At 60.7% G+C, this 5192-nt stretch carries 2 rRNA genes; both read left to right on the top strand.

The features are described from left to right. Positions 1–149 precede the first annotated feature (149 nt). A 16S ribosomal RNA gene (locus tag ACFQE5_RS13885) occupies positions 150–1674 on the top strand. 367 nt (positions 1675–2041) lie between these two features. Then, positions 2042–5142, top strand: a 23S ribosomal RNA gene (locus ACFQE5_RS13880). Together the 16S and 23S rRNA genes form the textbook arrangement of a ribosomal RNA operon. The last annotated feature ends 50 nt before the right edge of the window (positions 5143–5192 follow it).

Here is a 5192-nt window from a genome sequence, read left to right as displayed (position 1 = left end):
CCGGATCTCACTTGGTTGTGGGTGGTGGTGTGCGGGTGTCTTTTGAGAACTCAACAGTGTGTCGAGCTTTTTGTTCGTGGTTTTTTGGTTTTGTGCCGGTTTGTTTTTGCTGGGGCCTCGTGTGGGGTTCTGGTTTGTTGTGCCAGGTTTTGTTGGAGAGTTTGATCCTGGCTCAGGACGAACGCTGGCGGCGTGCTTAACACATGCAAGTCGAGCGGTAAGGCCTGCTTCGGTGGGTACACGAGCGGCGAACGGGTGAGTAACACGTGGGTGACCTGCCCTCAGCTTCGGGATAAGCCTGGGAAACTGGGTCTAATACCGGATAGGACTGCCTGCTGCATGGTGGGTGGTGGAAAGTTTTTTCGGCTGGGGATGGGCCCGCGGCCTATCAGCTTGTTGGTGGGGTGATGGCCTACCAAGGCGACGACGGGTAGCCGGCCTGAGAGGGCGACCGGCCACACTGGGACTGAGACACGGCCCAGACTCCTACGGGAGGCAGCAGTGGGGAATATTGCGCAATGGGCGGAAGCCTGACGCAGCGACGCCGCGTGGGGGATGACGGCCTTCGGGTTGTAAACCTCTTTCGCCATCGACGAAGCCTTGGGGTGACGGTAGGTGGAGAAGAAGCACCGGCCAACTACGTGCCAGCAGCCGCGGTAACACGTAGGGTGCGAGCGTTGTCCGGAATTATTGGGCGTAAAGAGCTCGTAGGCGGTGTGTCGCGTCGGCCGTGAAAACTTGCAGCTTAACTGTGGGCGTGCGGTCGATACGGGCATCACTGGAGTTCGGCAGGGGAGACTGGAATTCCTGGTGTAGCGGTGAAATGCGCAGATATCAGGAGGAACACCGGTGGCGAAGGCGGGTCTCTGGGCCGATACTGACGCTGAGGAGCGAAAGCGTGGGGAGCGAACAGGATTAGATACCCTGGTAGTCCACGCCGTAAACGTTGGGCGCTAGGTGTGGGGGCCATTCCACGGTCTCTGTGCCGCAGCTAACGCATTAAGCGCCCCGCCTGGGGAGTACGGCCGCAAGGCTAAAACTCAAAGGAATTGACGGGGGCCCGCACAAGCGGCGGAGCATGTGGATTAATTCGATGCAACGCGAAGAACCTTACCTGGGTTTGACATGCACCGGACGCCGGTAGAGATATCGGTTCCCTTGTGGCTGGTGTGCAGGTGGTGCATGGCTGTCGTCAGCTCGTGTCGTGAGATGTTGGGTTAAGTCCCGCAACGAGCGCAACCCTCGTTCCATGTTGCCAGCGGGTGATGCCGGGGACTCATGGGAGACTGCCGGGGTCAACTCGGAGGAAGGTGGGGATGACGTCAAGTCATCATGCCCCTTATGTCCAGGGCTTCACACATGCTACAATGGCTCATACAGAGGGCGGCGAGACCGTGAGGTGGAGCGAATCCCTTAAAGTGGGTCTCAGTTCGGATCGGGGTCTGCAACTCGACCCCGTGAAGTCGGAGTCGCTAGTAATCGCAGATCAGCAACGCTGCGGTGAATACGTTCCCGGGCCTTGTACACACCGCCCGTCACGTCACGAAAGTTGGTAACACCCGAAGCCCATGGCCTAACCCGTGTGGGGGGGAGTGGTCGAAGGTGGGACCGGCGATTGGGACGAAGTCGTAACAAGGTAGCCGTACCGGAAGGTGCGGCTGGATCACCTCCTTTCTAGGGAGCCCTGTTGTGGGGCGCGCCGTGCCTGCCGGTGGTGGGTGTGGTGTTGTGCTGAATGTTCGCTCTCGTGTGGGGGCCGCCGGGTGGTGGTGTCCGTGTGGGGGTGGCCGGGTGGAAGACGAAACCAGAATGTAGGGCGCGGACGGCCCCGGGTTGGGGTTGGGTTCGGCATGCTGTTGGGTCCTGAGGAGACACCCGGTGGGTGTGTTCTTGGGTGGTCCCTGGTCCGGGCGGGTGCCTAACGTCTCGCCGCTGTGTCGTCGCCGTTGGTGGTGGTGGCCGGTGGGGGGGTGGTGGTGTCGGGGTTCGGGTGTGGGGTTGTGTGTTGAGTGTTGCATAGTGGATGCGAGCATCTTGTTGTGGTCAAGTGTGTAAGGGCACACGGTGGATGCCTGGGCATCAGGGGCCGATGAAGGACGTGGGAGGCCGCGATAGGCCTCGGGGAGCTGTCAACCGAGCTGTGATCCGAGGGTGTCCGAATGGGGTAACCCGGCACCCGTCATGGGGTGTCACCCGTATCTGAATGTATAGGGTGCGGGGGGGAACGCGGGGAAGTGAAACATCTCAGTACCCGCAGGAAGAGAAAACAATGGTGATTCCGTGAGTAGTGGCGAGCGAAAGCGGAGGAGGCTAAACCTTGGTCGTGTCAAGCCGGCAGGCGTTGCGGTCGGGGTGTTGTGGGACGGTTCCGTGGGGGTGCTGCCGCGCTCTCGAGGTCGTGGGCTGGTGTTAGCGGAAGGCTGCTGGAATGGGCCGGCGTAGTGGGTGAGACCCCCGTACGTGAAAGCACTGGTTCGGGTCTGGGGATTGTTCCCGAGTAGCAGCGAGCTCGTGGAATTTGCTGTGAATCTGCCGGGACCACCCGGTAAGCCTAAATACTTCCTGGTGACCGATAGCGGACGAGTACCGTGAGGGAAAGGTGAAAAGTACCCCGGGAGGGGAGTGAAAGAGTACCTGAAACCGTGTGCCTACAAGCCGTCAGAGCCCGGTGGGGTGATGGCGTGCCTTTTGAAGAATGAGCCTGCGAGTTATGCTTCGTGGCGAGGTTAACCCGGGTGGGGGAGCCGTAGCGAAAGCGAGTCCGAATAGGGCGTGGAGTCGCGGGGTGTAGACCCGAAGCGGGGTGATCTACCCATGGCCAGGGTGAAGCGTCGGTAAGACGTCGTGGAGGCCCGAACCCACCAGGGTTGAAAACCTGGGGGATGAGCTGTGGGTAGGGGTGAAAGGCCAATCAAACTCCGTGATAGCTGGTTCTCCCCGAAATGCATTTAGGTGCAGCGTCGCGTGTTGGGTGCCGGAGGTAGAGCACTGGATGGCCTAGGGGGCCGACAAGCTTACCGAAGTCAACCAAACTCCGAATGCCGGTAGTCCGAGCGCGGCAGTGAGACTGCGGGGGATAAGCTTCGTAGTCGAGAGGGAAACAGCCCAGATCACCGGCTAAGGCCCCTAAGCGTGCGCTAAGTGGGAAAGGATGTGGGATCGCCGAGACAACCAGGAGGTTGGCTTAGAAGCAGCCATCCTTGAAAGAGTGCGTAATAGCTCACTGGTCAAGTGGTCCTGCGCCGACAATGTAGCGGGGCTCAAGCGCGCCGCCGAAGCCGTGGCATCGCCGTCGTCTCCTTGTGGGGCGGGGGTGATGGGTAGGGGAGCGTCGTGCGCTCGGTGAAGCCGCCGCGGGAGCGTGTGGTGGAGGGTGTGCGAGTGAGAATGCAGGCATGAGTAGCGTAAGCAGAGTGAGAATCTCTGCCGCCGGATGACCAAGGGTTCCTGGGCCAGGTTGTTCCGCCCAGGGTGAGCCGGGACCTAAGGCGAGGCCGACAGGCGTAGTCGATGGACGACGGGTTGATATTCCCGTGCCCGTGATGGTGCGCCCGTGATGAGGCCGGTGATGCTGACCATCCGATCCCGTCCGCCGTCCTTCGGGGTGGTGGGGTGGGGGAGCGTGGGACCCGAGCCGGTAGTAGTCAAGCGATGGGGTGACGCAGGAGGGTAGCCCCGCCAGTGAGTGGTGGTACTGGTGCAAGCCGGTAGCCCGACGCCCAGGTAAATCCGGGTGTCTGCCTTGGATGGCGAGGGTGAGGGGTGATGCGTAGCCGATTGTGGCGAAGCAGGGTGAGCCCATGCTGCCGAGAAAAGCCTCTAGCGAGTGCCGTTGCGGCCCGTACCCGAAACCGACACAGGTGGTCAGGTAGAGCATACCGAGGCGATCGAGTGAACTGTGGTCAAGGAACTCGGCAAAATACCCCCGTAACTTCGGGAGAAGGGGGGCCGGAGGCGTTGAAGCCCCACGCGGGCTAGGCGCAGCCGGTCGCAGAGACCAGGCCCAAGCGACTGTTTACTAAAAACACAGGTCCGTGCGAAGTCGCAAGACGAGGTATACGGACTGACGCCTGCCCGGTGCTGGAACGTTAAGAGGACCCGTCAGCTCTTCGGGGCGAAGCGGAGAATTTAAGCGCCAGTAAACGGCGGTGGTAACTATAACCATCCTAAGGTAGCGAAATTCCTTGTCGGGTAAGTTCCGACCTGCACGAATGGCGTAACGACTTGGGCGCTGTCTCGACCACAGACTCGGCGAAATTGCACTACGAGTAAAGATGCTCGTTACGCGCGGCAGGACGGAAAGACCCCGGGACCTTTACTACAGCTTGGTATTGGTGCTCGGTTCGGCTTGTGTAGGATAGGTGGGAGACTGGGAAGCGGTCACGCCAGTGGTCGTGGAGTCGTTGTTGAAATACCACTCTGGTCGGATTGGGTGTCTGAACCTCGGGCCCTGATCGGGTTCAGGGACAGTGCCTGGTGGGTAGTTTAACTGGGGCGGTTGCCTCCCAAAGGGTAACGGAGGCGCCCAAAGGTTCCCTCAGCCTGGTTGGTAATCAGGTGGCGAGTGTAAGTGCACAAGGGAGCTTGACTGTGAGACCGACGGGTCGAGCAGGGACGAAAGTCGGGACTAGTGATCCGGCACCTCCTGGTGGAAGGGGTGTCGCTCAACGGATAAAAGGTACCCCGGGGATAACAGGCTGATCTTGCCCAAGAGTCCATATCGACGGCATGGTTTGGCACCTCGATGTCGGCTCGTCGCATCCTGGGGCTGGAGTAGGTCCCAAGGGTTGGGCTGTTCGCCCATTAAAGCGGTACGCGAGCTGGGTTTAGAACGTCGTGAGACAGTTCGGTCCCTATCCGCCGCGCGCGCAGGAGACTTGAGGAAGGCTGTCCCTAGTACGAGAGGACCGGGACGGACGAACCTCTGGTGTGCCAGTTGTCCCGCCAGGGGCACGGCTGGTTGGCTATGTTCGGAAGGGATAACCGCTGAAGGCATCTAAGCGGGAAGCTCGTTCCAAGATGAGGTCTCCCACCACCGCGAGTGGGTAAGGCCCCCCACAGACCATGGGGTTGATAGGCCGGAGATGGAAGCCCCGCAAGGGGTGGAGTCGACCGGTACTAATAGGCCGAGGGCTTGCCACAACACGTTGTTCGCATCCACTGTGTGACCCTGAGCACACACCCCCCACCCG

The sequence above is a fragment of the Pseudonocardia hispaniensis genome (assembly GCF_042658695.1).
GTDB classification, from domain to species: Bacteria; Actinomycetota; Actinomycetes; order Mycobacteriales; family Pseudonocardiaceae; genus Pseudonocardia; species Pseudonocardia hispaniensis.
This window is presented reverse-complemented; position numbering and strand designations above follow the sequence as displayed.